Source organism: Paenibacillus sp. FSL W8-0426 (assembly GCF_037969725.1).
Classification (GTDB): Bacteria; Bacillota; Bacilli; order Paenibacillales; family Paenibacillaceae; genus Paenibacillus; species Paenibacillus hubeiensis.
In genome coordinates, this window is sequence record NZ_CP150203.1 from 4,009,594 (window position 1) to 4,032,722 (window position 23,129).

The 23,129-nt window shown below is 48.8% G+C and carries 20 protein-coding genes and 1 riboswitch; of the genes, 2 read left to right on the top strand and 18 right to left on the bottom strand.

Going from position 1 to position 23,129, the window contains the following annotated elements; genetic code table 11:
• Window positions 1-2: 2 nt before the first annotated feature.
• The 8 genes from MKY59_RS17855 to MKY59_RS17890 all read right to left on the bottom strand — a co-directional run bounded on the left by MKY59_RS17855 (window position 3) and on the right by MKY59_RS17890 (window position 12,426).
• A complete protein-coding gene (locus MKY59_RS17855) occupies window positions 3-962 on the bottom strand; it encodes a sugar ABC transporter permease (RefSeq protein ID WP_339272828.1) in 960 nt (319 codons plus the stop codon).
• Between the two features lie 214 nt (window positions 963-1,176).
• Window positions 1,177-3,351 carry an alpha-galactosidase gene (locus MKY59_RS17860; RefSeq protein ID WP_339272829.1) on the bottom strand — a complete coding sequence of 725 codons (2,175 nt, stop codon included), beginning with the start codon at window positions 3,349-3,351 and terminating at the stop codon, window positions 1,177-1,179.
• Window positions 3,352-3,433: 82 nt separating this feature from the next.
• On the bottom strand, window positions 3,434-4,984 hold the full coding sequence (locus tag MKY59_RS17865) for a glycosyl hydrolase (protein WP_339272831.1): 1,551 nt from the start codon (window positions 4,982-4,984) through the stop codon (window positions 3,434-3,436).
• A gap of 188 nt (window positions 4,985-5,172) precedes the next feature.
• A complete protein-coding gene (locus tag MKY59_RS17870) occupies window positions 5,173-6,714 on the bottom strand; it encodes a response regulator transcription factor (protein ID WP_339278432.1) in 1,542 nt (513 codons plus the stop codon).
• The gene (locus MKY59_RS17875) at window positions 6,701-8,503 is read right to left on the bottom strand and encodes a sensor histidine kinase (protein ID WP_339272833.1); all 1,803 of its coding nucleotides are present in this window, start codon (window positions 8,501-8,503) and stop codon (window positions 6,701-6,703) included. Before MKY59_RS17875 ends, MKY59_RS17870 begins: the two co-directional genes overlap by 14 nt.
• A 285-nt stretch (window positions 8,504-8,788) precedes the next feature.
• The gene (locus MKY59_RS17880; protein WP_339272835.1) at window positions 8,789-9,814 is read right to left on the bottom strand and encodes a phosphotransferase; all 1,026 of its coding nucleotides are present in this window, start codon (window positions 9,812-9,814) and stop codon (window positions 8,789-8,791) included.
• A 511-nt stretch (window positions 9,815-10,325) separates the two neighbouring features.
• Window positions 10,326-11,573, bottom strand: a complete 1,248-nt coding sequence (locus tag MKY59_RS17885; RefSeq protein ID WP_339272837.1) for an MFS transporter — start codon at window positions 11,571-11,573, stop codon at window positions 10,326-10,328.
• 367 nt (window positions 11,574-11,940) lie between these two features.
• A complete protein-coding gene (locus MKY59_RS17890) occupies window positions 11,941-12,426 on the bottom strand; it encodes a GNAT family N-acetyltransferase (protein ID WP_236412287.1) in 486 nt (161 codons plus the stop codon).
• Between the two features lie 205 nt (window positions 12,427-12,631).
• Between MKY59_RS17890 and xerS the strand changes: the two genes are divergently transcribed.
• Window positions 12,632-13,720: a tyrosine recombinase XerS gene (gene xerS, locus MKY59_RS17895; RefSeq protein ID WP_236412285.1), complete on the top strand. Its 1,089-nt coding sequence runs from the start codon at window positions 12,632-12,634 to the stop codon at window positions 13,718-13,720.
• Window positions 13,721-13,818: 98 nt separating this feature from the next.
• Here the strand turns inward: xerS and mobB are convergent, their stop codons facing one another.
• The 7 genes from mobB to MKY59_RS17930 form a co-directional block, all read right to left on the bottom strand.
• Window positions 13,819-14,388: a molybdopterin-guanine dinucleotide biosynthesis protein B gene (gene mobB, locus MKY59_RS17900; RefSeq protein ID WP_236412284.1), complete on the bottom strand. Its 570-nt coding sequence runs from the start codon at window positions 14,386-14,388 to the stop codon at window positions 13,819-13,821.
• 6 nt (window positions 14,389-14,394) lie between these two features.
• Window positions 14,395-15,684, bottom strand: a complete 1,290-nt coding sequence (glp, locus tag MKY59_RS17905) for a gephyrin-like molybdotransferase Glp (protein WP_339272842.1) — start codon at window positions 15,682-15,684, stop codon at window positions 14,395-14,397.
• Window positions 15,685-15,880: 196 nt separating this feature from the next.
• On the bottom strand, window positions 15,881-16,618 hold the full coding sequence (locus tag MKY59_RS17910) for a DUF4247 domain-containing protein (RefSeq protein WP_236412282.1): 738 nt from the start codon (window positions 16,616-16,618) through the stop codon (window positions 15,881-15,883).
• Window positions 16,619-16,629: 11 nt separating this feature from the next.
• Window positions 16,630-17,136, bottom strand: coding sequence for a DUF4178 domain-containing protein (locus tag MKY59_RS17915; RefSeq protein WP_236412281.1), 507 nt, complete (start codon window positions 17,134-17,136; stop codon window positions 16,630-16,632).
• A gap of 24 nt (window positions 17,137-17,160) precedes the next feature.
• Window positions 17,161-17,562: a DUF350 domain-containing protein gene (locus MKY59_RS17920; protein WP_236412280.1), complete on the bottom strand. Its 402-nt coding sequence runs from the start codon at window positions 17,560-17,562 to the stop codon at window positions 17,161-17,163.
• 103 nt (window positions 17,563-17,665) lie between these two features.
• A complete protein-coding gene (locus MKY59_RS17925; protein WP_236412279.1) occupies window positions 17,666-18,331 on the bottom strand; it encodes a PspA/IM30 family protein in 666 nt (221 codons plus the stop codon).
• A 104-nt stretch (window positions 18,332-18,435) separates the two neighbouring features.
• Window positions 18,436-18,804 (bottom strand): hypothetical protein, encoded by a 369-nt coding sequence (locus tag MKY59_RS17930; RefSeq protein WP_236412278.1) that lies wholly within the window; start codon window positions 18,802-18,804, stop codon window positions 18,436-18,438.
• 151 nt (window positions 18,805-18,955) lie between these two features.
• Between MKY59_RS17930 and MKY59_RS17935 the strand changes: the two genes are divergently transcribed.
• Complete coding sequence (locus MKY59_RS17935; protein ID WP_339272846.1) at window positions 18,956-19,771, top strand: polysaccharide deacetylase family protein; 816 nt, start codon at window positions 18,956-18,958, stop codon at window positions 19,769-19,771.
• Between the two features lie 62 nt (window positions 19,772-19,833).
• Here the strand turns inward: MKY59_RS17935 and MKY59_RS17940 are convergent, their stop codons facing one another.
• The 3 genes from MKY59_RS17940 to MKY59_RS17950 all read right to left on the bottom strand — a co-directional run bounded on the left by MKY59_RS17940 (window position 19,834) and on the right by MKY59_RS17950 (window position 23,109).
• Complete coding sequence (locus MKY59_RS17940) at window positions 19,834-20,496, bottom strand: 3D domain-containing protein (protein WP_236412274.1); 663 nt, start codon at window positions 20,494-20,496, stop codon at window positions 19,834-19,836.
• 9 nt (window positions 20,497-20,505) lie between these two features.
• Window positions 20,506-20,701: riboswitch (cyclic di-AMP (ydaO/yuaA leader) on the bottom strand.
• A gap of 235 nt (window positions 20,702-20,936) precedes the next feature.
• On the bottom strand, window positions 20,937-21,659 hold the full coding sequence (locus MKY59_RS17945) for an amino acid ABC transporter ATP-binding protein (protein WP_236412272.1): 723 nt from the start codon (window positions 21,657-21,659) through the stop codon (window positions 20,937-20,939).
• Window positions 21,646-23,109 (bottom strand): ABC transporter substrate-binding protein/permease, encoded by a 1,464-nt coding sequence (locus MKY59_RS17950; RefSeq protein WP_339272849.1) that lies wholly within the window; start codon window positions 23,107-23,109, stop codon window positions 21,646-21,648. Before MKY59_RS17950 ends, MKY59_RS17945 begins: the two co-directional genes overlap by 14 nt.
• Window positions 23,110-23,129: the final 20 nt, after the last annotated feature.

Sequence of the window (23,129 nt, forward strand, 5' to 3'; positions counted from 1 at the left end):
CCTTACATAATGCTTTCGTTAGCGAATTTTTTGAAGATCCCATTCACGACGAACAGCAAAATCACGCTGATGACCGAATTGAAAATACTGATTGCGGTACCGAAAGAATATCTCCCCATGGATAAACCGTAATTCAAAGCATACAAATCCAATACTTCGGAATAGTCGCTGACCATATGGTTGCCGAGCAGGAACTGCTTTTCAAATCCGATACTCACAAGATGGCCGATCGACATAATAAAAAGCACGATGATCGTTGGCCTGATGCCCGGGAGCGTGATATGCCATATTTGTCTCAGACGGCTGGCACCGTCGACTTTCGCCGCCTCATACAGCTCAGGCCCGATTCCGGAAATGGCCGCCAAATAGATAATGGCATTCCAGCCTGTCTCCTTCCAAACGTCGGCTCCGGTCACGATTCCCCAAAACAGCTCTCCCTTCGCCATAAACTGAATCGGCTGGTCAATCAAATGCAGTCCAAGGAGCAAATCGTTGACCGCGCCACCGTCGGTCGACAGCATTTTGATGACGATGCCTGCGGCGACGACCCAAGACACGAAGTGAGGCAGGTAAGATACGGTCTGCACAAAACGTTTCATCACCTGAGCACGTACCTCGTTTAGAAGCACTGCGAACAATACGGGAAACACGAAACCGGCCACAAGCCCCATCAAGCTCATGGCAAGCGTGTTCCTTAACACCAGGTAGAAGTGCTCGTCTTGGAACAACGCTTGGAAATGTTCAAATCCGACCCATTTCTGATCGAAAAATCCTTTGCCGGGTCTGTAGTTTTGAAATGCCATCGTCCAGCCCCACAGGGGCAAGTACTGAAATATGAACACCCAAATTACAAACGGAAATGACATCAAATAGAGATACTTCTGGTTCTTAAACACTTTCCACTTTTGCGAATGCTTGTGTTTCCGTGTGCGGATGCTTTTCTTTTCTGTTATCGCTTTCATTTCATCCCCCCCTTTCCTCTCTCATCATAAAACAATGATGATCATGGCGACATATCGGAGATTTATTATGAATTCATTCAAAAATCTTCGATCCTTTCAGAAAATTCAATCTTGTTTTCAATCGTTGTAAAATGAAATCCCCTGCGGTTAAAGAAGATTGCAGGGGACCCGATCCTTAAAATTTGAAATTCAACCATTGCAGATTAACGCTGAGCTATGCCCTTTCTTGCCGAGTAGCGCTTAATTTGAACCATACGCTATTAAAATCACCCGCAAGAGGCGGGATAATCAAGCCTGCTTGCATCAAGCGATCTCCGCCGTATGTTCCAACGTCCCCATCCGCCCCTTGAACGGTATAAACAAGCGAATGATCCAATCCCTTGAGCTGCAGCATATCCGTTGCAGGATTGGGCTTGGCCAGTACGCGAAAGAAAAATACGATCGCTTCGGATCGATCTTCCGACACGAACATCCAGGATGTTTCATTCCCTGTAAATGGACTGCGAAGCCGATACAGATTGCCTTGTTGAACGAGAGACCGGAGTTCCTTGTACATCGCGATCTGTTCTTTTGCCTGAGATTGTTCAGCATCGCTAAATTTCGTCAAATCAAGCTCATAGCCAAAATTCCCCGACATCGCAACGTCACCCCTGAATTTGAGCGAAGTTTCGCGGTGCACTTGATGATTCGGCACAGCGGACACATGAGCTCCGATCGTGCTTACCGGATACACCAGACTGGTGCCATACTGGATTTTCAGTCGTTCCACGGCGTCCGTATTGTCACTTGTCCAGGTTTGGGGCATGTAATATAACATCCCTGGATCAAACCGGCCGCCACCGCTGGAACAGCTTTCAAACAGAATTTCGGGAAAGGCTGTAGTCAGCTTGTCCAACAGTTCATAGAGACCCAGCACGTAACGATGCGCTATCTCCTGCTGATGCTCCGGCAAAGCCGCTGCAGAGCAAATTTCGGTCAATGCGCGATTCATGTCCCATTTCACGTAAGAAACGGGCACGCCGGTGAAGATGTCAGCCAGTGCGTCATACAAATAATCCCGGACTTCCGGCCGCGAAAGATCCAACACCAGCTGCCACCGTGCTTCCGTCCGACGACGGCCCGCAACGTGCAGGCACCAGTCCGGATGCTTGCGGTACAGGTCGCTGTCCGGCGAAATCATTTCCGGCTCAAACCACAGCCCGAACTGCAATCCGTGACGTTCAATGCGCTCCGCCAAATCGCGCAGGCCATTCGGAAGCTTTCGGCGATCTTCGACCCAATCCCCAAGGGAGCTGTTGTCGCTGTCCCGCTTGCCGAACCAGCCGTCATCAAGCACCAATAGCTCAATGCCTAGCTCAGATCCTGTTTTGGCAATCGCTTCAATCTTTTCGGCAGTAAAATTAAAATACGTCGCCTCCCAGTTATTTACGAGAATGGGGCGTTCTTTGTCCCGGTGCACCCCACGGCATAAGCGATTCCGATAAAGTCGATGATAGATTCTGGACATGCCTCCAAGTCCTTCGTTGGAATAAACAAGCACTGCCTCGGGGGTTTGAAAGGATTCCCCAGGATGAAGCACCCAGGAAAAATCGAATGGATTCAGTCCAATGCCCAACCGGACGATTCCAAAAGCATCGACTTCCGCTTCAGCGTGAAAATTGCCGCTGTACACCAGATTTGCCGCAAACACCTCGCCATGATCCTCGTCTGTGCCCGGACTGACTACAGCCGCGAACGGATTGTGCTGGTGGCTGCTCATTCCCCGACGACTGCCGAGGCTGGTCCCTCCAGGACCAAGCGGCCTGCGTTGAATATGCGCCTCCCGTGCCCAATGACCAGCAAGGTACACCAAATCATAATGGCTCTTCCCGTACAAATCCACACTTGCACTTAGCGCGCGCAGCAGTTTAAGCGTTCCTTGACCATTATTCTTAAAATGGACTGATCTGGTAATGGCTCCATCGCCGAAAATGCTATATCGCAGACAAACAGTCATGCCTGTGTACGCATCCTCCAGTTCCAGTTCCAACGTATCGGCTTCATGATCCGATTCCGTATAAACATACGGCAAACCTTCAAGAGGGGGTTTGCCAACAGTGGTCGTATACCCTTTGTAGCGAAGCTCTGTAATCCGGCTCCCGTCTTCAAGCTGAACTTGATATGCAGGCGACCGGAAATCGCCTGTTCCGTATTGCGGATATTCTTGGGGCATGGAATCCAGGGCAGGCTTCTCCAAACCCGGGACTAGATTTTCCAAGTTTCCATCATGGGACAACGGTTGTCCCCAATATACCAGTAAAGGAAAGCCTTCTACGATTTGAACAACATAGCTGGTCACCCGGGATTGCAGATGAAATATTTGCCGTAACTCGTCAACGTATACTGCCACTACATCATTCACTCCTGTTCATCTAGATTTATGTTTAAGTTCCTGCAACCATAAACGAATTAAACGATCTGTCGTTCCAGAGCTAAGGATTGCCGTACAATCCTTCGGGAAGTTCGTCCAGGGTAATCACGGCGTCGTGATCATACACCTTTTTCAAATGGGCCTTCGTATTCGTTTTGCCGTCTCGAATATATTCACCGGTCCAGGTATTGAAAAAGCTCCAATATGCGCCATAAGTCCGCAGCAAATCCGGATCCGGGATCGGCCCGTTTTCGGCCAGCGCGACAAGCTTCCTATGGTTGGACAGAAACAAAAGTTCATCATACTTGGCAATGTTCGGGCTGTAGTCACCTGACGGGTTGTAAACGTCAACGCTTACAATGTCGACCACATCATCTCCGGGGTACCATTCCTCCTTAACGGAGTTCCAAACCCAGATGAGATTGTTCAAATGATGGTGATCGGTCAAACGCTCATACATGAGCCTATATAGCTTTTTGGCAGGTTCGGGGCCTTTGGCTCCCCACCAAAACCAGCCGCCCTCCGCTTCGTGCAGCGGTCTCCAAAGTACGGGAACGTTATGCTCCTGCAATCGCTTCAATTGAACGGCAATGGCATCGATGTCCCGAATTAAAAGCTTGTAGTCTTCCGATTGCGGATGGCTAAGGGCATATTCTACATCGAAGGTCGTGAACTCGGTATTAAAACCTCGCCACCATTCGTGCCCGGGTTCATTGCCTCCGATCCCTTTCGGCGCATTCCAATGCCAACTCAGTGATACGATGCCTCCACGTTTATGCCACTCCATCATCTCCTCAACCTCATTCGAGGTGGCTCCGTTTTCGACACGGGATGGAGAATAGTCCATCAAATCACCGGAAACAAGCGCAGGGTACTTGCCCGTCTGCCGATTGACCCACTCCGCATCCTCCAGCGTTTGCTGTCCCGAAATGATCTTCTTTCCATACTGGCTGACCATGAAATCGAAGAGTGCTCTGGTTTGCGGCATCGCTTCGGAGTTGCTTAAGGCGTCGATCTGTACCTTGCTTTTGATTGCGGGGGAATGTATACGTTCAAGCTTTATATACTCGATACCATAGTAACCCCAGCCTCGAAAAATGTTGATGGAGTTGCTGCCGGCGTTAAGAAGCACTTTCGTCATCTTTTTTTCAGCCCGGACCGTTCCCGCTTTTGGAGCATCGAGCGTCAATTCACCAGCCCCTGAACCATTAACTTGAATAGACGTGGCCTTATCTCCATTGCCTTCAGGAATGTAGTATCCCAAGCTTAACTCATAAAGCCCGCCTTCCGGCACGTTAACGCTGAATGCAGCGCTTCCGTTCTTCACCGCAGCATCCGGATCCTCCTCGAAAAAAAATGAAAGATAGCCTTCGCCATCGTATGACTTGTCTTCTGCTTTGGCGATGGTCCCATACCGCTTCTTGATGCAGTACCCTTCTATGGAAGCATCTTCAAAGGTTACTTTCAGCACCTGGGTTGGATGGGGAAGCACCGCTTCAGCCCGATCAACGACAAATCCTGGTACCGTTATGGCTGCGTCCGCCCTGCAGCAGGCAAAACCCGACATGACGATGCATGAAAAGAGTATGGCTGGTCCTGTTATCGCTTTCATTTTGTGAATTTCCCTCCTTTCGTTTCAACTATATTGGTAAAGGGGACTTGCGGACATATCACAAATTTCAAATCATTTCATACGGATATTCACTGTTTTTTCAGAAAAACAGTTCGGTTTTCATTTAGAAATCAAAAAACTCCCCTACAATGTCGTTTACTGACTTTGCAGAGGAGTGATGCTGCAGATCATTCTTTTTTCTGATAAAAGGAAGGAGACTTCCCTTCCAGCTTCTTGAATTTCGTGTGGAAATAATTCACGTTGGAGTACCCTACCTTTTCAGCGACTTCGTACACCTTCATGTCCTGTGCCAGCATTTCTTTCGCTTTTTGGATCCGGATCCGATCAAGGTATGCGTTAAAATATTCCCCCGTGTAACTTTTGAAGAGCTGGCCCAGATAGGAACTGCTGTAATTGAACAACACGGCGAGCATTTCCAGTCTTAGATTATCCCCATAGTGCCGATCTATATAATCAAGCAATCGCTTCATCTCGTTGTCTTTGCTGTTATAATCGGAGCAGCGTGCCAGCTTTTCCATCACTACAGAAACGTGGCCGACGAGCTCCCGGATATAACGGGAATTATATATTTCGGCTAGAAATCGCGCCGGTTCTCCTGGATAACCTGATAAAGACCAAATACGGGGATGAATTTTTCGAACCGTTTCATTGGCGAGGTAAAAGAAATGGTCGCGAATGTCCTTTTCCTGCGCGTGATGAACCACCTGCTGCAATGCTATTTCATCCAGAAAGGAGGAGATCGTTTCCGCATGACCAACATCTACCAAATAATGCAGCCTGAACGCCTCTTCCTCCTTGCTCGATCGAGATAAAGCTGGAGATGGGACGGTTTCTTTTTGATAGCTTTCCGGCGTTTCTTCAGTCAGAAGCCTCCCCTTATCGTAAAAAAAACTACGCTCCAACAGGGAGCGGGCCGTTCGAAAAGAATGAAGGATCTCATCCAACGATCGAACGGGTTGTCCAACCGCAACATCCATTTCAAAGCGAAGCTCTCCCGACAAGAGTTGGAGATTCTTATGCAGCTCTGTCCAACCATAGTCCCCGACAGGCGGGTCCCCGAGCAATAGGACGATATACGGAGCAAAATATAAAACGATTCCTTGACGCTCGAAAGTATACGTTCTGCTCAATACATCCTTGAAGCTATGAATCCGCTCGCTTTCTTCCGGGTGCGAACCCGGGAAGCCGATTAGAAGGATTTGATATTTGGTCCACTTTGCCTGAAATGAGCCAGACCATTCCTTTAATAAGGAATCTTCTGAATCGTGTCTGCCGGACAGTAAAGAATAAAGGATCCATTCTGGCGAATTGGTCTTTTGTACCATGCTTTTTTCCTGCTTTTTTGCAGAAAGCTGGCCATGAATCTTTTGAAGCAATGCTGACAGCTCTTCCTTGTTTACAGGTTTAAGCAGGTATGCTTCAACGCCGAATTGAAGGGCTTGGCGCGCATACTCAAAATCCGCATAACCACTGAGTATAATGACGTGAATGTGCCAGCCGCGGAGGCGGATCTCCTGAAGGAGTTCCAGCCCGTCCATGCCGGGCATGCGGATATCGACTAACAAAACATCCGGAATCTTTTCTTCAAACATGCGGAGCGCCTCATTCCCGCCAGCTGCCGTCCCCATGACTTCGAACCCGAGGTCTTTCCACGGTATTAACGTTTGCAATCCAAGACGCAGCTTCGGCTCATCATCAACGATTGTCACTGAAAACAACAGGTTCCACTCCCTTCTTCGGTATGCAAAATGTAATGCAGGTTCCTCGGCCCTCTTCGCTTTCGATGGAAAGCCTTGCACCTTGACCATAGGTAAGCTGCAGTCGATCGTTCACGTTGCGAAGGCCAATACGATTTCCAGGTTCCTCGGAGTCCATTAACCTCATCGTTAAATCCTTCATTTTCTTTGGAGGAATACCCGCACCATCATCCTGGATCTCGACGAATAACTCTCCGTGATCGTTCAGCCTGGTCCGAACGGTGATCAGTGTCGGTTCCTCTTTGCGATCTAACCCATGAAGAATCGAATTTTCAACCAAAGGTTGGATGATCAGCGGCGGAATCTCGATGCCTTCGGTTGCCGGATCGATATCCATTTTGTATTGCAGCCGATCCTCAAATCGGAATTTATGAAGTTCCAAGTAGCAGCGGACCATATTCAACTCTTCCGATAGCGGAATTTGGCGGCTCCCCACCTCCAGGCTGTTGCGAATCAAAATGCTAAGCTGCCATACGGCTTGGGCCAAGTCCTCTTCCCCTCGAAGGTGCGCTTCCATCCTAATCGACTCAAGGGTGTTGAACAGAAAGTGGGGATTCACCTGACTTGCTAACATTTTGAATTTGATGTCGTTTTGTTTTTGCAGAAGTAACTGTTTCTGCTGGTTACTCTCTTCCACTTCGAACATCAGCTGGCTTATTCGATGAACAAGGGCATTAAATTGTCTGGAAAGTTGTCCGATCTCATCCTTTCCGTCCAGGTCGAGATAAGAATCCCAAGACAATGTACCTACTTGGGACATATGTTTGCTAAGCCGGAGCAGCCTACCCGTAATTAATGATGCCGATGCATAAACGAGCAGGACGGCAATGACCAAACATCCGCCTACAACGAATGCAGATATACGGATGACAGCGTTTGCATCATGAACAATATCGGATATCGTAAAAATCGAAATGATCCGCAGCCCGTTCCAGCTATTCTGCGGGTTCAGGTTGGCAATAACCACCTTGGAATTTTTACCGTTCATGACCGCATCGAAACTGCCTTCGCTTTGCCATAACATATTGCTCTCCGCATGTACTGCCGAAAGGTTTTTGCCATAAAGATCCGGCCGGTTGGCTGCTACGATGTTATTGCTGTCATCGACGATCATGGTAGCAAACGACTCTTGGGAAAGAATCGAGTTCAGCAAATCAGAATTGACGTTGATCACCAGAACGCTTTCATTTTTCAAATCATCCAGATTAATTTTCCGAACCAGACTTAGGTAATGCTTCTGATCCCTCTCATCCTGAATATAACCCCAACCTGCCAGTCCTTTTTTATTCAGGGCAGACACATACCACGCTTCCTTCGTCGTTTGTTCATCTGGCTGCATAAATTCCCAGTTATTCAGCATCGTTGGGTTCGACGCATACAACCGAATTGCTTTTATTTCTTTATAGAGCCGCACATAATCCCGGATATCCGTATATTGGCGATAGGTTTGGATGACTTCGTTGTAGCTGTCATAACTGCGGCTTGCTATGGATTTCATGCGGTTATCGTTAGAGAGCTGATAGGAAATATCCAGCGCTACATTAATAACCTCCGCAGTCCTTTTCTGAACGCGCTCCACGTTATCGCTGGCCTGTTCGAAGGCATTCGAGACCATGACTTCGCGCAGCTTGTTCGTTAAGTAAATACCGCTTATTAAAAGCGGGAGCACGGCCACAGTGATAAAGATCAGGGAGAGCTTTCTTTTCAGCCTGATATCGTTGATGATTTGGATCAAACGCATCGCACAGTCCTCTTTCCTTCCATTCGTTCAGTCCTCATGAGAGTAATCACGTTGTCATAGATTGGTTTCTCCGTGGTTCCTTTTAACACCAAACAATGTACTCTACTCATTTGGGTTAGTCAATGAAATGTTAAAGTAGGATTCATGTTATCATTGAATATCAAAACGCTCAACATGATCTTTTCTGATGCTCCTGATTTCAAATGAACGAAAAGACTGCCGGTCAATGCCGGCAGCCTCGTTTATTAATCATTGGATTTTACTTTTTCGCACCCGTCCGTTAGCTCATCCCTCGTACTCAAAAGGCTCATCACTAGAATAAATATCATGGAAAAATCCCTTATACGGTATATCGTCTTCCAGACATTTGATGAGATACGACAGTTCCTCGTCACACTTCGGTTCCTCGCCGCTACGCTGCACTTCCTCAAATTCGTCTAGAATATTTTCCAGGAGGGTGACTTGAATAAATAAGGGCAGCTTCTCTAACATCGAATCATCGATTGCGGTCTCGGATCGGTATCCCGCGAGGACGGTTTCAAAATAATCGTCCATAAACTGTTTACGTTTAGTCGCGTCTGGTTCAAATTGTATCCAGCCTACTCCATGGGTCCAGAGATCAGCCAGATCGTACATATACCAGCCGAAACATGAATTATCGAAATCATATACGGTGATTTGCCCGGTATCAAAATCGATCGAATAATTCCCGTCATTAAAATCAAAATGGATCATACCAAAAGTCTCCCGGTTCGTATCCAATTCATTTAAAGAGGCAAGGAGTTCAACCATCTTTTCCTTCAACAGAGTGAAGGATTCGGGTACTCGTTTATCGATATACGCGGCATTGTATTTGTCAAAAAAATGATGCCGGCGATGGACCGGAGCATACCCTTTCGATATGTGGTGCAGTTTTCCCAGGACTTTACCGCAATTATAGTAGTATTCGGTAATCGGGGCTCCTTCACGGTACTGATAATGATTCTCCACGAGCATTTTACCTTTGGCCTTCATGAACAGGCAAATAAAAAAGGTATGGTCATCATAAGTGACCTCTTCCAGTAAATTCCCCTTCTTGGAGCTGACTACATTCGAGACACTGCCTCCATGCTCGAATAAATACCTGATATACTCCACTTCTCCCAGAAAATCTTCCCGGCTCCGGTCCGGCAAGAAAGCGATTCGAAGTATTCGAGGGTCGAAACCCTCTTTCTCACAGGTATAAACAACATTCCGCCCTCCTTGATGCCCCGGAATAAGCAGGAATTCATAACCTTCCAGTCCGAACAACTGGGATCCTAAAGCAAGCAAATGCTCACCACAATTTTGAACGACCTCGTTATAATTTATACGATCTCCTCCAGTCTACAATCTTGCCAACGACTTCCTACATTGAAATGCTGCAGAAAAAAACTGAACATGTGAAAATCCTTCTGCGGCCTTAAATGATACCTTGTTTAACATTGAAATCCGCTCCTTTTCGTTTCATGGGTATATTTTACCGAATAATTCCAACGGTTTCTAGGCATAGTTTTTTTACGATAAAATTGATGTTGCAATATGGTTTGGAAGATGGCACGCTTTTTTATACGTCAAAGGAAGGATGGTAGAATCTTGTTCGATGAGAGGAACTAAGGAGCGGCTTTGTTTGTTCTATTATGAATTTTTCATATGTTGAAATTTTGATGGTTATCGACCTGAAAAACCCTTGTTCCATCGACTTTTGGAACAAGGGTTTCGTTCGTTTGTACGTTTGTATTGCGGGCTCCATCTTTACGTTTCTATCTCAACCCTGGCAATCGCCCATTTCATTGCCGCCCAACTAAGACGCTGCCGTGACCCCGCCAACGGATTGCTGCTCCTCTCGCATACGAAGCCGTTTGTGCGCTGCCCACAAAAACGGAACGCCGCATACCGCGGTCACCGCGATGGGGATAAATACGAGCAAAGGGTGCTCTGCTCCGAACGTATCCAACAAAACACCTCCGAAAATCGGGGCACTGACGTTGCCCAAGTTGTTAAAACCGATCATGCCAAAATACGTGCCGCGCAGCTCCGGCTTCGCAATCCGGTCGACCAGAACGTCCATAAGTGTAAACATCAGCACTTCGCCTACCGTAAAGATGATTACCGCAAGCACGAGCATCCACGGACTTTGCGCCAGGCCGAACATCAGCAAGCTGACGGACACCATGGCATTCCCGACGATCAGCGGTACGACAGGGGGAAATTTGCTTGCAACGCGCACGACCGGAAATTGCACGGCAAGCACAACGACGGCATTGAGCGAGAGCATGTATCCAAACCATTTCGCACCGTCGTGCATATGGGGATTCAATGACATGAACTGCGGCAATGTGGAACTGAAGTGTCCGTACCCCAGCACGCAGAAGATCGAACCGATCAATATATACATAAAAATCGGGTCCTTCCCCGTCGTGCGAAATGCCTCACGGATGCGGATCGGCTCTGTATGCGCTGCGGCTTGTCCGTCGGATGGCAATGGATGAATCATAAACTGCACGATCAACAAAGCTCCGTAGGCCACATATACGCCTCCAGCCACGAGAAAGGACAGATTCGAATCCGACAAACCAAGATACAGCCCAAGCAGCGGCCCAAAAACCACCCCAAGATTGATAGCTGCATATCTCAGATTAAAAACCAGCAATTTGTTGGAAGCGGATGTGATATCGGATAATAACGCCCTCGACGTGGGCTCGAAAGTGGCTCTGCATATGCCGTTCAATGCATTCATGACAAAAAACATCCAGATTCTGTCGGCCACCGCAAAGCCGATGAATACGATGGCCCAACCAAACACGGATATGAACAGCACTTTTTTTCGGCCGATCCGGTCTGATACATAACCGCCATAAAAGCTTGCAAATACGCCGACGAGTGCGCTGACCGCCACGATCACGCCCGTCTGCGACGGCGACGCTCCCATCGTCTGCGTCAGGTAGATCGACAAAAACGGTATGCTCATCGACGTTGCCATCCGTCCGAAAATCGTGCCTACAATGATGGTCCACGCAAGCGGATGAATCTGTTTCAACTGCGAATTCATGCTGCTGCCTCCTTGCTGCCTTACAATATTCTATGCCTATGTAAACATATGTTCTCCATTATACGACGGAGGCCTGTTTTTGGAAATTAATATTTTTGATCATTCGTCCTTGAATGTTGTAAATAAAGGAACGATCCGTTGATGAGAAATCGCCAGAAGTAGTCTTGTTAATTATTGTGAATTTTTCATATAATGAAATTTTAATTTAAATTGCCTATCATTCTATCTCATTCTTTTGTTCTTTTCACAAAAAAAGTCGCCCAGGGGCGACTCCGATCCGATCTGAACGGGTTTGTGCTTTCGCAACTTCCAAATCTCATGCACGGCCTGCGCAAAGCACCACCATGCAATTAATATCGTATATCACTCACGTCACGAAGTACTGGCTTGGATTTCCGAGCTCGGGATGGAACTTCTCGCGAAAGCGGCCCCCCGTATACGCTCCGATCACCTTGCGCCAGAATGCCTGGGCAATGACATTCGACCGAACCTGCGTCACCTTCCAGCGCCCCGAAAAACGATTGAACAATTCATGGGCAGCCCATGTTCCCACGCCGCTGCGCCGATATTTCTGCATGACGAAAAACTCGGTCAGATAATAGTCGTTTTCCTTGTTCCCCGGCTGTTTCTCTACAAGCGCAAACCCGGCCGGCACGCCGCCGCTGGTAATTAAAAAAGCAAACTTGCGGCCTTCCTCCGTCCAAAAGGATTCCAGGCCCGGATATTCTGGAAAAATGCCGTTCACGTCCACGTCAATATTCAAATATTTCGTAAAATCATACAAATAAAATTGCATCAAATGCCGAATCACCTGACTGCGTTCTTGGGGAACCAGCTCGATCTGCACCCTCATCCGGTCCACTCCTCTTTTCTATGGATATGCCTGCCGTTTATACTAATTACTTTACTGGTTTATAAGTCATGGGGCAAGAAAGCAATCTCTTTGCTCTCTGTTCGTTGAACAGGCTGTGACCAAGCAAAATATGGTACACTGGTGTTACTATGCCATGCGAATGCGATCGTTCGCAATGATAAACACATTTATGGAGGTGCCGAACATGACCAATGTGCAAAAAGAGATTGACCGACGCAAGCTGGATGAAAAACTGCCTTCCATGCCTTGGTTCGTTCAGCAATTCATTGACTATAAGCTGCCTGACCTGTCTCCTTCCACGTTATTGGAATACTTGCGGGATTACGACGCATTTTTCAGCTGGCTTCGCGCCGAAGGGCTGTCCCAAGCTGTGACGAACAAAGATGTTCAACTCACCGAGCTGGAAGTGCTGCGAATGGAGTCCATCACGTCGTTTCGACTGTTTCTGGGCACCAAACGCGAAGGAGCGAACTCACGCATTACCGTTTCCCGCAAGCTCTCCTCCCTGCGCTCCCTGTTCCACTATTTGAGCCAAATTGCTGAAGATGAGGATTTCTACCCCCTGCTGAAACGAAACATTATGGCCAAAATCGAAATCAAGCGCACGCACAAACCCAAAGACACGGCAGCCAAGTTGAAGGGTAAAATTTTGGAAGAAGACGAATTGCTGGAGTTCATTGGTTATATTCTGGAGGGTTACGCTGTGGATATGCAAAAAAACAAGCAAGCCCTCTATGCCCATGAACTAAACAAAGAACGGGATGCCTGCATCGCCAGCCTTATCCTCAATTCCGGTCTTCGCGTGTCAGAGGTCGTCAACTTGAACGTCGACGATCTGGATCTGAACAACAAGATGCTGCATGTATACCGAAAAGGAAACAACGACGAAACGTTCAAAACCCCCGTTTATTTCAGGGAACAAGCGAGAGACGAGCTCGCCAACTATATGCAGCTGCGTCAGTCCCGCTACCGCACTCCGAAACGCGAAAAAGCGCTGTTCATCGCGCTTCGCAACGGGGAATCCGAAGGCAGCCGTATGACGAAAAGAGCCATTCAGGCCATGATCATCAAATATGCGAAGAAATTCGGCAAACCGTACCTGACCGTGCATAAATTGCGTCATTCCTTTGCGACAGACTATTATTTGCAAAATGATATCTATAAAACCAAGGAACAGCTGGGTCACGCTTCAACCGAGACCACTGAAATTTATGCCCATCTTACCGATAAAACGATGTCCGAAGCGATTGAGCGCCGATTGGAGGAAAACTAACTCTCCGTTTCGTCATCGTAAAAAACAAATGATAATCAAACCCCAAAAGCCGCCCCAATGGCGGCTTTTGAACGATCAGTGATGCACAGTGTCAACCCTTATCGAGAACTAGACAGCAGGACGTTAGCAACCTGTCCGGGCTCATGCACGGAATGCCAAGCGATTCCTTTGTTGTCAATCTCAATAACATGCTGGCCATCGAAATCCGCCTCGTTTTGTACCTCTTCCTTCGGGAACCACGAAACAACTCCGATGACCCTCTCCAGCTGCTGCACTAGGAGCAGGTCTTCGCCGCTCCTCGCCATCACCAGTTTAGGGTAAGGCGCTTGCTTGTGGCCTTCGATCAACACCCAATCATAATCCTTGAAATAATGGAGCATATCCTCCAATCTGGCCGCCCGCTTCTCAAGAATGGCCGTCCGTGTATCGGACATGACGGCCACAGCCCCTGCCCCCGCTTCGGCAAAACGATGCGAATCGGTGCCTTCCCGATCCATTTGAAAGTGGTCATGCCCATCATGTTTGATCACCGCGACCCTCAGTCCGCGGTTGGAAAATTCACGCGTAAGAGCTGCCGTAAGCGTGCTTTTGCCGGTGTTTTTGTACCCGACCACCTGCACTACTTTTGGCCCCGGTCCCGGAGTGTTGGCATAGCTGGTTATCGACATCCTGCCTCACCTGCCTTGAGGGAGTTTGATAATGCGGACCTTCTCCCCGGCCGCGATGCCCTTCCTTTCCGGCGGCACCACGATCAGGCAATCGCTGTCCTTGATCGTAATCATCACGCTGGATTCATCCACCCGCGATGGAGCCGGTGCAGCGTAAACGGTGCCCTCCCTAATCTGGATGCGTCCGCGGACAAAACGGGTAAAGTTGTTTACCTTCGTATACTCCGTATCCATAATCGCCGTCCACTCCTCCAAATAAGGGTGCGGATCGCTCTGCATCATCCGGATGGTAGGCCAAACAAACAGCGAGAAACCGACAAAACAGGCCCCTGGATTGCCTGACAAAGCAAACAACAGCTTTCCGTTCACCACCGCCGCCGTCGTTACGCTGCCCGGGCGCATCGTTACCTTGTTGAACAGCATGTCCACATCGCTTTCGCGCACGAGATCTCCCATAATATCGTAATCTCCTACGGAAACGCCACCTGTCGTGACCACGATATCGTTGTCGCGCACAGCCTCTTCCACCTTGGCGCGGGCAGCAGCAACGTCATCTGCGATCGAACCGTACATGACCGGTTCTCCCCCGGCCTCAACGACCAGGGAACGAAGCATGTAGCTGTTGCTGTTTCGAATCCGTCCAGGCTGCAAAGGCTCGTCCACGTCAAGCAGTTCGGTCCCCGTCGCAAAAATCGCGACCTTGGGTCGACGATAGACACGTACATGAGCCACGCCGAATGTCGCAAGGACCGACTGTTCCCCTGCCCGAATGGTCGTGCCTGACTCCAGCAGCAAGTCGCCTTCCTGAACCTCCAGCCCAATGGGCGTAATATTGGCGTTAGGCTGAATGCTTCGTTTCAAACCGATCCAATGCTGCCCATCCTGTTCCCTGCTCTCGGTCATCTCCAACATGACGACAGCGTCGGCTCCTTCGGGAACCTGTGCACCCGTCATGATTCTCGCAGCAGTGCCTTCCACAACAATCTGATCCGAAGTGTAACCACACGGTATTTCATCGATCACGCGCAGCCAGATCTGTTCATCGCTGGAAGCATGCAAGGTGTCGCCGCTTACAATGGCATAACCGTCCATGCCTGAACGGCGGAAAAACGGATACGGATGCGGTGCATGAACGGTTTCGGCCAACGTTCTCCCATGCGCGAGTTCAAGCCTGACCAGCTCGGTCGAGCCAGAGCTTGCACGCGCCGCAATCTTGGCCTGAGCATCGGGCACCTGAACGGCGGTCCGCATAAATTTGGAACTTTTCATGTCAGCATGAGGCATGTTTGATTTCATGTTCGTCGCTCCTTCTTGGAGAAAATCTCCCTATGTAAAAAAGTGTAGCCCGAAACAGGCAACGATGACAAGTGACAATGTCACGTCAAAGCATGTTCGCAATTCCTGATCTAAAAAAACAGCCAGCGTGCAAAAGGGAGACGACTCCTTTTACTCGCTGGCTGTTCAATTGGGGGCGGCTCAGCATCGCAAAAATCTATCGTCGCCTTTTGATTTTTCCTCCGCCAACCCTTGTTTTCGGTTTTTTGTATGAGCTTTTCGGTGAGTCAAACCATCCTCCGCTCTTGTTGCGTTCAACGGTGCCTGTGCTCGGTTCTTTTTTCCGGCTGAACAAACCGCCGCCTGAACCTACGCTCGTGTCCGTATCGCCCCCGCGTCTCGTAATGGAGCCTTTTCGCTCAACGGTAATCGGAGGCGCTGCTTTTTTATCGTTGCTGGTTGGCGTTCGGTAGGAACCGGCATTGGGCTTATACGTATCCTTGCTTGTATAGCCCCGGTATTTCCCCGAAGATCCGCTGCCCCCAAGAGCATCGAACAAATTGCCGAGCAGCGTGGCGGTCAGATAACCCTGCAAAAAGGAGGAATCGTAATTTTGACGGACATATTCCTTTGAATCGACCTCGATCAGCGTATCTTCCTTTTTGTTCGGGTCCTGCTGCAGGTGGTAATATTGGTCCGAATATACCAGGAACATCCGCTCGTCGTTTACCGCCGAGATCTGGTCCGGCTTGCGTTGATCGGACAGTTCTTCAGCCACTTCAGGCACGGTGCGGTCAGCAGCCCGATATACATAGGATGTTGAATTCCCGCTCCCGCTAACAGACTCGAGTGGATAGGTATCCTGAACGGAAGGTGCTCCGCACGCGGACAGCAAAGACATCAGAAGGCTGAGCACAAGCATTAATTTCAATCCATACGCCGTGCGCTTTTTCATTTGCACCTCTCCTAGCTCGAACGAATCACTTTAATGTCTGCGGGAATGACGGACTCGCCCTCGTACAGAGCAAACCTTCTGTCTTGCCACTCCACGCGTAGAAGCAGATGATCATCCGACTGATACTGCCATACAAGCTGCTCGCCTGCTTGCCCGTATGGCGTTTTGCCCGCTGTCGTAACCATTCCTCCGTATTCATCTTCCAAGTGGTAGGCACGGCCATCCAAATCCAGCAGCGTCGGCACCTCATCCGGTGCATCAAGTCGGCCATCAATCGGTTGATACAAAGCATAGCGTGTCGTTTCGCGCTCTTCGATATGCAAATAGCGGACGGACGTGCCGTCCTTCAAGGTAAGAACAACCGCATTTCGGGACCGATGATGCACTCTACCCACCACTTCATACGTGACTAGCGACACTTCGCAAATATCGCCTGGCGCAAGCTGAAGCATCGTTTTCTCTGCCTTGGGTGGTTCCGGTTTGGCCATAATTCCTTTAATTCGTTTCCATACGCTCATGCGAATTACTCCCGTTCTTCAATCTTATAGGCAAGCCGCAATAATCAGTGCGCCCACGATATGCAGGGCACCTGAAAACAGGCCGTACCCTGTTTTTCCTTGCTGGATGCCTGTATCCAAGTCAAGTGCTGCCCATTTTCGAATAATGAAATGAACCACACTTTCCAATATAAGTAAAATGACAAACGAAACAACCGATACAAGCAAGGCTTCACCCAGATGTCCTGCCGTCGAAATCGAAGTGGCAAGCACGTAGCCCTGCGCAAACAGCTTCATGACCATTCGCGTCGTCACAGCCATGTTTCCGGCCTTCACTTCGGCAAAATCCTTATATTTTGTAAACAAGGAATCCACGAACATCAATATAAAGAGCAGCACTGAGCCTGAAAGCGTCCAGACCAACATCGCCAAAATGTTCAAATCCATTTACACAGCCTCCAAAGTTCAACATAACCCACATTTAAAAGCGAAGAAGAAACCATGTTTCTTCTCCGCCAGATGGGTACACACACTCTCGCTCGTTCGAATCTTATTTTTCGTACTGTTTCAATAAAGCGGCAAGTTCATCTTCAACCGCTTGATCTTTGCCCAGTTTCTCGAACTCCTCATCGAGCGATTTGCCTTTGGATGACATTTCATTGCTGGCTTCGGCTTGAGCTTCCATTTGCAGCATTTTTTCTTCCATGCGTTTCATGCCGGCGCTCGCCGTATCGGAACTGAACCCGTTAAGAGCCTTGTTGATTTCAGTCTGCGCCTTGGCTGCGTTATAACGAGCAACGAGGGTTTCGCGTTTGTTTTTCATCTGTGTCAGCTGTTTGCGCATCTCATCCAGTTTGCCGCGCAGATTGTCGGCTGCCGCCTTGTTCTGGTCGTAGCTGACTTTGTATTCGGCCATTTTTTCTTCAGCGGCTTTTTTCTCTTCAAGCGCCCGCCGGGCCAGGTCTACGTTCTGGGCGCGTGCTGCGGTATGAGCTTGTTCCTCGCGTTTTTTTACGAGCGCTTCCTGTTCTTCATAAAGCTGTTTGAATTTTTTCTCGATGGCGATCTGGGCTGCAACGGCTTTCTCCGCATCCTCCAGATCCTCTTGCATGTCCCGGATATATTGGTCCGTCATTTTGATTGGATCTTCCGCCTTGTCGATAATAGCGTTAATGTTTGACATCGTTAAATCACGCAATCGTTTGAAAATGGACATTTAATTTTCCTCCTAGTCGATAATACAACCCTGTATATAATTATACATACGTCGCAATCGTCTGTCCGTTTCAATTTTCAATCAAAAATTTGTGAACCGCCGTTTTAGGAATGAACGGCATCGTTCACCAAACCATTCGTATGTTCGGACGGGTTTAAATGTTCATCAAGCAGCCTTTCCGCAGTCTGCACAATTTCGTCGATTTGCATGCGCGTAATGCCATTGTAATGAATGCCCATAATGACGGTTACGGTCGTTCTGAGATGCTGCGCCGCTTTACGGGCAAGACGCTCGCACAGTTCCTGTTCCTTATGCCCCGGAATGTGCATGACCGAACCGTTAATGCGTTCCCCATCCGGATAATATGTGGCGACTGCACCGATATGCGCTTTTCCTCCTGTCACCAATAATACGCGGTCATCCCCGGTTTGAATTGCTTGAAGCTTCATCGTTTTCAAATCGAACTCATTCATCTGCGTCCACCCAACCTTCATGTTTTATGTATTTGCTGGAATTATGAGCCTCATTCGTCGCAAAGACAATGAAACACTTCACATCCCGCATAAACCATTGCGATCCCGGGAATACCAAAAAAGAACGCATTCTTGAAAGGAGGCTGCTGTCATGCGTGTTCGCCTCAACGTGGCCATTGGGATCGTCTGCATGCTGCTTTGCGTTAGTTTCTCTCCCTTACGACCTGCCGCGGCAATGGGGGATCATTCGGTGCCTTCAGGGGAGTCCAAGGAAACCATCCATTCGTCGGAGGAAGAACAGCTGACTCTGGGACAGCTTCGGCGAAAATATGCAGATACTTTCAAGACCAACGGTCCGTCGACCAAACGGGTCGCTTTAACTTTTGACGATGTGCCTGATCCTCGATTCACGCCTCAAGTGTTGGATGTTTTAAAAGAACATCATGTACGGGCTACTTTTTTCATCGTAGGCAACCGTGCTGAGAAACATCCTGACCTGGTCAAACGCATCGTGAAAGAAGGGCATGTCGTCGGCAATCACAGTTACAATCACCCCCAATTCAGCAAATTGTCCATGAGCGCATTCCGCAAACAGATTTTGCGAACCGGGGAAATCATACAGAGACTGACAGGATATACTCCAAAAATGATTCGTCCTCCGTACGGGGATATTAATGAAGAGCAGCTCAAATGGGCAGCAAGGAACCACTACAGCATCGTAAACTGGAACGTGGATTCATTGGATTGGAAGGGCATCCCCAAAGAAAAGGTCAAAGAAAACATATTATCTGCCGTCAAACCCGGCTCCATTATTCTTCAACATGCCGGTGGCGGCGTCGGGACCAATCTCAGCGGGACGGTAGAGGCATTGCCGGAGGTGATCACGGAGCTGCAAAAAAGAGGATACAAATTGGTCACTTTAGATGAAATGCTGCAAATGCCCAAAAACAGAAAAACCGTAAAATGACCGGATGCAAAAAGGTGTTCGCTTCACTCACGCTTCGTGATTGAACGAACACCTTCGTCGATTTATTTCAAAATAAAGAGTTTCACATCCTGAAACCCGAATGAACTCACGGATTGTTTGCTTCCGGGGATGAAAATATCAATGCGGTTTCCTTTGATGGCAGAACCCGTATCACGCGCCGTAGCCACAAAAGCCTGTTTAGGCAATCCCGGATGGCTGTGTCCAGTCACCAACACTTTGGTTCCGAGCGGGATGATCTTAGGATCTACCGCGATGGTACCGAGCTCAAGGTCGTTGCCGAAATAATCAACAGATCCCCACTTCCCGTTCTCGGAAGGGTCCGCCGAATACCCTGTAGCGACAACGTTCAATGTCTTGCTGTAATCAAACGTTTTGCCCCACGCCTCTACGACTTTGTCTTCATTGTTTACGTCCAGACTGGCAGCAGTTACTGCATTGGCCTGAACTTTCGATGCTGAAGCTGCAGCGGATGCGGTGCTTGTTTTGCCCGGAATGTTGATTTTCACCCCGTCATAGATATTGTACGCGGAGATGCCCGTATTGGCCTTCATCAACGTGTCGAGGGCAATGTTGTATTTCTTGGAAAGCGTATAAAAGGTATCTCCTTCTTTGGCCACATGGACGGAATCTGCGTGAGCCGGGACAGCCTGGATCAATACGGCTGCTGCTAACATGGCTGTTGCGGTTTTGACGATGCGTTTCATCGAATTAAGTCTACCTCCCTTATTATGCCTGCGAAGTTAGTTGTCGGATTCGGATGGAGGAGACCACCCTATAGGTATAGATTTACACGTATTGCTTATGTACGCCCTAATTCACCCCAAGCAGCTGCAAGGATGCGACTGCCCCTCTACTGCATCATTACTTCCCCCGCACCTTCCGTTAAGAAAGTTTCGGCACGACTAATATATCACAATATTGTAACCATGGTGCCTAGTAATTGTTACCAATCTGCAATCGCTTCCCCTTGTAATTCAGCGTATGTCCCTTGTTTCATGGGAATCCGGGGTTTCGAATGGTCGCTCGTTCCCGCTTAGATGGTAACAGAAAAGTTACTTTTTCAATCCATAGCGCACCAATCCAAGCAAAAAACCATGCCTCCTTAAACAGCAGGCATGGTTTATCTTGATACTCCAATGATCGGCTAAAGAACCTTTGCCAAAAAATCGCGGGTACGTGCATGTTTGGGTGCACCGAACACTTCTGAAGGCGTTCCGTCTTCTACGATCACTCCGCCGTCCATGAACAAAATGCGATCCCCAACTTCGCGGGCAAAGCCCATCTCATGGGTTACGATGACCATGGTCATGCCGCCTTCGGCAAGTCGTTTCATGACATCCAGCACCTCGCCGACCATTTCCGGATCAAGCGCGGAGGTCGGCTCATCGAACAGCATAACGTGCGGCTGCATGGCGAGCGCCCGGGCAATGGCGATACGCTGCTTCTGTCCGCCTGACAATTGGCTTGGATAAGCATTCTTTTTGTCGTAAAGGCCCACCGTTCTCAGCAAATCCTCCGCAATCTTGGTTGCTTCCTGGACGGATTGTTTCTTCACCTTGATCGGGGCGATTGTCACGTTCTGCAGCACCGTTTTGTGCGGAAACAGATTAAAATGCTGGAAGACCATGCCCATTTTTTCACGGGTTGCGTTAATGTTGTGTTTAGGGTCGGTGATGGATACCCCTTCAAAATTGATTTCGCCTGAAGTCGGTTGCTCCAGCAGGTTCAAGCAGCGCAAAAACGTACTTTTCCCCGAGCCCGAAGGTCCGATGACCACCACGACTTCTCCTTTTCCGATCGTTACGTCGATGCCTTTCAGCACTTCGTTTTTTCCGTAAGATTTATGCAGTTGTTTAACGTCGATCACTTGCACTCAACTTCCTTTCCAGTCGTCCCAACAGCTTGGACAAAATGAATGTCAGCACGAAGTAAATGGCTGCGGCGATCAGGAATGGATTCAAGCCCTGATACGTAATGTTTTTGACCACGCTGGCCTGATACATGATATCGACCATACCGATCACCGAAATGATGGACGATTCCTTGATAATGGTAACAAACTCGTTACCGATCGCCGGAAGGACCGCTTTGAAGGCCTGCGGCAGGACAATAAAGCGCATCGCTGCAGCTTTGCCCATCCCCAAAGACCGAGCCGCTTCCATCTGTCCGCGGTCCACGCCTTGAATACCTGCGCGGAAGATTTCCGCCAAGTAAGCACCGCTGTTGATGGACAACGTAATAATCCCTGCCTGAAGCGGCGAGAAGTTAATGCTTAAGGTCAAAGCCAGGCCGTAATAAATGATCATCAACTGGACCAGCATCGGGGTTCCACGGATCAATTCGACGTATGCCGTACCGATCCAGCGCAGGATGGCTGCGTCATGGAGACGGAACCAACAGATGATCAGACCGATGATGACACCGAAAATGACGCCAAGCGCAGACAACAGCAAGGTATAGCCCACACCTGTTGCATAAAAGCTTTTGTATTGCCAGAACACTTCCAGAATATTCGGTGTTTTGGTTTCTTTTCCCGCCATCATTTGGCTCGCTTCGGTAACCATCTGAGGGATTTTGTTTTCGCTTTTCAGTCGGGCAAGCGTTGCGTTTACGGCATTCAGAAGTTCTGTGTTTCCTTTGCGGATACCGATGGCGGCCTCTGCTTCTTCTTCGTCCGGCACTGCAGGCGCAAGCACGATGTTGTCATCCAGGTATCCGACGGCAACGGTGTCCTCCAGAATGGCTGCGTCGATACGATTGGTCTCCAATTGCAGCACAATATCGGAAATCTTGTCCAATGCAGTCAGCTTAGCACCGGCAATCTTCTGACCGATCTCTTCTTGAATAGAGCCTTTCTGCACGCCGATCTTCTGGTTCTCCAGCTCGGCCATCGTCGGGAACTTGTCCTTGTCCTCAGCGCGTACGACGATGACTTGCTTCGATTTGTAGTAGGTTTCCGAGAAGTCGATGCTTCTTCTGCGTTCATCGGTCGGGGTCATGCCCGAGATGACCATGTCGACGCGACCGCTCTGCAACGCGGGCAGAAGTCCGTCAAAGCCCATATCCTCTATGACAAGTTCTGCACCCATGTCGGCTGCAATCGCTTTGGCGATCGCGATATCGAAACCGACAATTTGGTCCTTGCCGTCAATCACTTTATGAAATTCGTACGGCGCGAAATCGGCACTTGTGCCGAGCACCAGCTTTTTGCCCTCTGAAATGCCCGTCGTGCCCGCGGCCATGGCCGTTGGAACAGCCATTGTCAGCATGACCACAAAGGCCATAAGCATCATGGTGTAACGACTTATTAATTTCAAACCTGTTCTCCCCTTACTTT

Coding starts and splice junctions, on each gene's coding strand:
- xerS (WP_236412285.1), top strand. CDS start 12,632: ATGACCAATGTGCAAAAAGAGATTGACCGACGCAAGCTGGATGAAAAA.
- MKY59_RS17910 (WP_236412282.1), bottom strand. CDS start 16,618: ATGAAAAAGCGCACGGCGTATGGATTGAAATTAATGCTTGTGCTCAGC.
- MKY59_RS17940 (WP_236412274.1), bottom strand. CDS start 20,496: ATGAAACGCATCGTCAAAACCGCAACAGCCATGTTAGCAGCAGCCGTA.
- MKY59_RS17885 (WP_339272837.1), bottom strand. CDS start 11,573: ATGAATTCGCAGTTGAAACAGATTCATCCGCTTGCGTGGACCATCATT.
- MKY59_RS17925 (WP_236412279.1), bottom strand. CDS start 18,331: ATGTCCATTTTCAAACGATTGCGTGATTTAACGATGTCAAACATTAAC.
- MKY59_RS17875 (WP_339272833.1), bottom strand. CDS start 8,503: ATGCGTTTGATCCAAATCATCAACGATATCAGGCTGAAAAGAAAGCTC.
- MKY59_RS17935 (WP_339272846.1), top strand. CDS start 18,956: ATGCGTGTTCGCCTCAACGTGGCCATTGGGATCGTCTGCATGCTGCTT.
- glp (WP_339272842.1), bottom strand. CDS start 15,684: ATGAAATCAAACATGCCTCATGCTGACATGAAAAGTTCCAAATTTATG.
- MKY59_RS17855 (WP_339272828.1), bottom strand. CDS start 962: ATGAAAGCGATAACAGAAAAGAAAAGCATCCGCACACGGAAACACAAG.
- mobB (WP_236412284.1), bottom strand. CDS start 14,388: ATGTCGATAACCAGCTATGCCAACACTCCGGGACCGGGGCCAAAAGTA.
- MKY59_RS17890 (WP_236412287.1), bottom strand. CDS start 12,426: ATGAGGGTGCAGATCGAGCTGGTTCCCCAAGAACGCAGTCAGGTGATT.
- MKY59_RS17865 (WP_339272831.1), bottom strand. CDS start 4,984: ATGAAAGCGATAACAGGACCAGCCATACTCTTTTCATGCATCGTCATG.
- MKY59_RS17920 (WP_236412280.1), bottom strand. CDS start 17,562: ATGGATTTGAACATTTTGGCGATGTTGGTCTGGACGCTTTCAGGCTCA.
- MKY59_RS17915 (WP_236412281.1), bottom strand. CDS start 17,136: ATGAGCGTATGGAAACGAATTAAAGGAATTATGGCCAAACCGGAACCA.
- MKY59_RS17930 (WP_236412278.1), bottom strand. CDS start 18,804: ATGAATGAGTTCGATTTGAAAACGATGAAGCTTCAAGCAATTCAAACC.